We start from the raw sequence: 4049 nt of genomic DNA on the forward strand, positions 1-4049 counted from the left end.
GGCCCCCCTTTTTTTGTGCCCGGAAACGGGTGGGGTTCTGCCGTGTGGTGTTCCGTTTCGTTCCGCTCGGCTGCGACGGCGGTTCGCGGAGAGGGCGCCGGGTGGTCGGTGTTCTTCGAGGGGAGTGTTTCCGGTTTCGGGCAGCGCGAGGTCGGCGGAGGCCGAGACGCCCCCGACTTCGATGGGACCACGCGCCCCGAACACCCCGCCAGACCCGATCTTCGGGCCTGTGGACACCACTCGATCGGCTCCGCGTCAGTGGGTGCGGGCCGACCGAGGTCGAACCCGCACCCGGCGCGGCCGGGTATCCGTCACCCGCGGTGCCTGCCCTCCAGCGTCAACAGGAACTCCTTGCGGCTCAGCCCTCCCGCGTACCCCGTCAGGGATCCGTTCGCCCCGATGACACGGTGGCAGGGCACGATGACGCTGATCGGGTTGCGGCCGTTCGCGGACCCCACCGCCCGGGAGGCGGTCGGTTTGCCCAGTTCCTCGGCCAGCTCGCCGTATCCGGCGGTCTCCCCGTAGGGAATGGTGGTCAACGCCCGCCACACCCGTAGTTGCCAGACGGTCCCGGACGGGGCCAGTGGCAGGTCGAACCCGCGGAGCTCACCCGCGAAGTACGCGGACAACTGCCGCTCCACCTCGGTGAACGGTGTCCGTTCGGCGAGCCATCCCTCGGGCACATGGTGCGGCGCACCGTCCTTGGGCGGGGTCGACACCCCACCCAGAGCCTCCCCGTCGCCGAACAGCAGCAGTTCACCCAGGGGCGAGTCCATCGTGGTGTACCTGATCGGACCCGGCATCGGCTCCCGGAACCGCACCGCGGTCTCCCTGGTGGGCGGGATCGGTTCGACGGGCGCGGGCAGGTCCAGCGGGAGTGCGTCCTGGTCGGTGTAGGTCATCGTCATCGCCTCTCTCGGCGCTCGTCACGTCCCTTGCGGGGCGCTTCGTCCTCCGGGGTCCCCGGCTCGTCGCCCAAGGACGCCCACAACAGATGGGTCGCGTACGAACGCCAGGGGCTCCACGCCCGGGCATCCCGCCTCGCCGCCGCCGGGGTGAACGGTCGCCCCGCACGTTCCAGGGCCTTTCGCACCCCCAGGTCCGACTCCAGGAACACGTCCGGGTCGCCGAGTCCGCGCATCCGCACGTACCGGGCGGTCCACGGACCGATCCCGCGCAGCTCCACCAACCGTCGTTCGGCCTCGTCCCGGTCGCAGCCCGGACCCAGGTCGACGCGTCCGTCGGCGACGGCCTCCGCCACCCCCACCAGGGCCCGACCGCGTGCCACCGGAATGGACAGTCCGGTCGGATCCGCCGCCGCCAGGGCCTCGGGCGAGGGGAACGTGTGGGTCAGGCCACCGTCGGGCCGCAGAAGGGGCTCACCGAACCGCTCGACCAGCCGCCCCGCCAGAGTACGCGCGGCCCGTACCGACACCTGCTGCCCGAGGACGGCGCGCACCGTGAGTTCGGCGGGGTCCACGTGACCGGGTGCGCGCACTCCCGGCCGCCGGCGCAGTACCGGTCCCAGCAGGGGGTCGGGACCGAGTGTCTCGGCCACCGCCTCGGGGTCGGCGTCCAGGTCCAGCAGACTCCGGCAACGGCGGACCGCGCCGGCAAGGTCGCGTGGTTCGGTCAACCACAGTCGGCACAGCACGTGACCGCCGGCCCGCGCCGGGTCGGTGGCCGGTGACAGCTCCACCGTGGCCGGTCCGTGCGGCAACCGCAGTGTGCGCCGGTACACCCCGTCGACGTACTCCTCGACGCCGGGGACCGCGCGTTCGCCGAGGAAGGCGAGCATCCCGGCCGAGTCGATCGTGCCCCGGTAGGGCAGTCGCAGGCTGAGGGTGCCGGCACCGGTCGAGGTGGCGGCGCCGTCGGCGTCGGCGCGCATCCGGGTGGGGGAGCGGTCGTAGACCGCCCGCATGGTCTCGTTGAACTGGCGGACGCTCGCGAAACCCGCGGCGAACGCGGTGTCGGCCATGGGCAGGTCGGTGGTCTCCACCAGGATCCGGGCGGTGTGCGCCCGCTCGGTGCGGGCCAGGGCCAGGGGCCCGGCACCGACCTCCACGGTGAGCAGTCGATGGAGTTGGCGTTCGCTGTAACCGAGGTCCCGGGCGAGCGCCCCGACCCCACCCCGGTCCACGGCTCCGTCGTTGATGAGACGGATCGCCCGACCCACGACGTCGGCCCGTACGTTCCACTCGGCGGAGCCGGGCACGGTGTCGGGGCGGCAGCGTTTGCAGGCCCGGTAACCGGACTCCTGGGCCGCCGCCGCGGAACGGTAGAACAGGACGTTCTCCCGCCGGGGCGTGACCGCGGGGCAGCTCGGTCGGCAGTAGATGCCGGTGGTGCGCACGCCGGTGTAGAAGACCCCGTCGAAACGGGAGTCCCTGCTGCTCACCGCGCGGTAGCGCTGTTCGTCGTCCATCACCCCTCCATGTTCACCGACACGTGGAACCAGTGCCGGCGGTTTTCGGACATGGAGGTGGTGGGCGCTCCTTCCGGGGGTCCGGCCGCTCGGGCCGGGACTACTCGTTCTGGTTCTGGGTCTCGGGGGCGGCGTCGTGATCGACCAGGTACTGGATGTAGACCGGGCGCATCGCCTCCTGCACGTTCGGGTCGCTCTCCGCGGAGAGCGCCTCGTAGAGCAGTCCGGAGGCCTGGGCGACGCTCGCCTCGCTGGCGTTCGTGTTACCCGCGGCCGCCTCGGCTGCGGGTATGAGGCCGAGCAGTTTCCAGAAGAACCGCACGTCCCAACGCTGCCGTGCCAGATCCACGGCGCGTTCACGCAGGTCATCGGTGCTGATGTGCTCGAAGCCGCTGACGTTGTCTCCCATGATCGGAAGATACCCGCACCCGCGCCGGGCATCCACGAGTGAGCTGCGTTACTCTTCACACGAGTTCATCATCTCCTTCTCGGCGCCCGAGAGGGCCCTCACAAGGGGTGCCGGGTGCCCGGGGAACCGTTGTGAGGGGTACACCATGGCCGAGTCCGCCGCGCGGGTCATCGTCGCCAAGCCGGGTCTGGACGGACACGACCGGGGCGTCAAGATCGTCGCCCGGGTGCTGAGGGACGCCGGGGTGGAGGTCATCTACACCGGCCTGCGGCAGACCCCGGAGATGATCGTGGCCGCGGCGCTGCAGGAGGACGCGGACGCCATCGGGCTCTCGGTGCTCTCCGGCGCCCACATGACGATGTTCGGCCGGGTCATGGAGCTGCTGCGGGAGAACGACGCCACCGATATCCGCGTGTTCGGCGGTGGCATCATCCCCGACTCCGACATCGCGGAGCTGGAGGCGATGGGGGTGGCTCGGATCTTCACCCCCGGAGCGCCCACGGCCGAGATCGCCGAGTGGGTCCGGGAGAACATCCGCCCGGCGCACGCCGCCTGAGTGCATCGTGACGTTCGTCGCATCCGGGCAGAAGTCCGATGTACGCCGTAACGACCCCTGAACGGTGTTATCCGCCGTGTCTCTGGTCACATAATTTCCCACGTGAGGGCCTCGGTAGTGCCGCTTGAGCGGCTTTCGGGGCCTTGTGGAGGGGCCAACGCCGCCCCGGTGGCCGGCGGCCGGATCACGGGCGACTAAGCTTTGCGCATGTCGCGGGTGGCAACGCTGCGGCGATCTCGATCTCTGTAGGCGGCCCATTCCCCTCCGGGGCTTGTGTCGTGTGACCACTGTTCAGTGCGTCACCGCCGATCCGGACACGCCACCCCGGTACACACTTGAGCCAGCGAGTTACAAGGACGGACCCTCGTGGACCTGTTCGAATACCAGGCGAAGGAACTCTTCGCAGAGTACGGGGTTCCCGTACCCCAGGGGAAGGTGGCGAGCACGGCCGCTGAGGCACGTGCCATCGCTGATGAGTTCGCCGCCGCGGGCAAGCCCCGCGTCGTCGTGAAGGCCCAGGTCAAGACCGGTGGCCGCGGTAAGGCCGGTGGCGTCAAGGTCGCCGAGGGCCCCGAGGACGCTCAGGCCAAGGCCGAGCAGATCCTCGGCATGGACATCAAGGGCCACACGGTCCACCGTGTCCTGGTCGAAGAGGC

Annotated in this window: 5 protein-coding genes; 2 read left to right on the forward strand and 3 right to left on the reverse strand. The window is 70.4% G+C overall.

Translation table 11 applies throughout. From position 1 onward, the window contains the following. Positions 1-311: 311 nt before the first annotated feature. The 3 genes from DSY14_RS27135 to DSY14_RS27145 all read right to left on the reverse strand — a co-directional run bounded on the left by DSY14_RS27135 (position 312) and on the right by DSY14_RS27145 (position 2837). On the reverse strand, positions 312-902 hold the full coding sequence (locus DSY14_RS27135; RefSeq protein WP_211719456.1) for a methylated-DNA--[protein]-cysteine S-methyltransferase: 591 nt from the start codon (positions 900-902) through the stop codon (positions 312-314). A gap of 2 nt (positions 903-904) precedes the next feature. Continuing rightward, the gene (locus tag DSY14_RS27140; protein ID WP_249188544.1) at positions 905-2428 is read right to left on the reverse strand and encodes a DNA-3-methyladenine glycosylase 2; all 1524 of its coding nucleotides are present in this window, start codon (positions 2426-2428) and stop codon (positions 905-907) included. A gap of 100 nt (positions 2429-2528) precedes the next feature. Then, complete coding sequence (locus DSY14_RS27145; protein WP_211719453.1) at positions 2529-2837, reverse strand: hypothetical protein; 309 nt, start codon at positions 2835-2837, stop codon at positions 2529-2531. A gap of 145 nt (positions 2838-2982) precedes the next feature. Between DSY14_RS27145 and DSY14_RS27150 the strand changes: the two genes are divergently transcribed. Both DSY14_RS27150 and DSY14_RS27155 read left to right on the forward strand, forming a co-directional pair. Then, positions 2983-3393, forward strand: a complete 411-nt coding sequence (locus tag DSY14_RS27150; RefSeq protein ID WP_211719454.1) for a cobalamin B12-binding domain-containing protein — start codon at positions 2983-2985, stop codon at positions 3391-3393. Positions 3394-3759: 366 nt separating this feature from the next. Continuing rightward, positions 3760-4049, forward strand: a 290-nt coding sequence (locus DSY14_RS27155; RefSeq protein ID WP_211719455.1) for an ATP-grasp domain-containing protein, incomplete at its 3' end; no start/stop codon positions are given.

The organism is Nocardiopsis sp. MG754419, from assembly GCF_018207095.1.
Taxonomy (GTDB): Bacteria; Actinomycetota; Actinomycetes; order Streptosporangiales; family Streptosporangiaceae; genus Nocardiopsis.

Bases quoted from the DNA above. Each gene is read 5' to 3' on its own strand.
- DSY14_RS27135 (WP_211719456.1), bottom strand. From the start codon at position 902: ATGACCTACACCGACCAGGACGCACTCCCGCTGGACCTGCCCGCGCCC.
- DSY14_RS27140 (WP_249188544.1), bottom strand. From the start codon at position 2,428: ATGGACGACGAACAGCGCTACCGCGCGGTGAGCAGCAGGGACTCCCGT.
- DSY14_RS27145 (WP_211719453.1), bottom strand. From the start codon at position 2,837: ATGGGAGACAACGTCAGCGGCTTCGAGCACATCAGCACCGATGACCTG.
- DSY14_RS27150 (WP_211719454.1), top strand. From the start codon at position 2,983: ATGGCCGAGTCCGCCGCGCGGGTCATCGTCGCCAAGCCGGGTCTGGAC.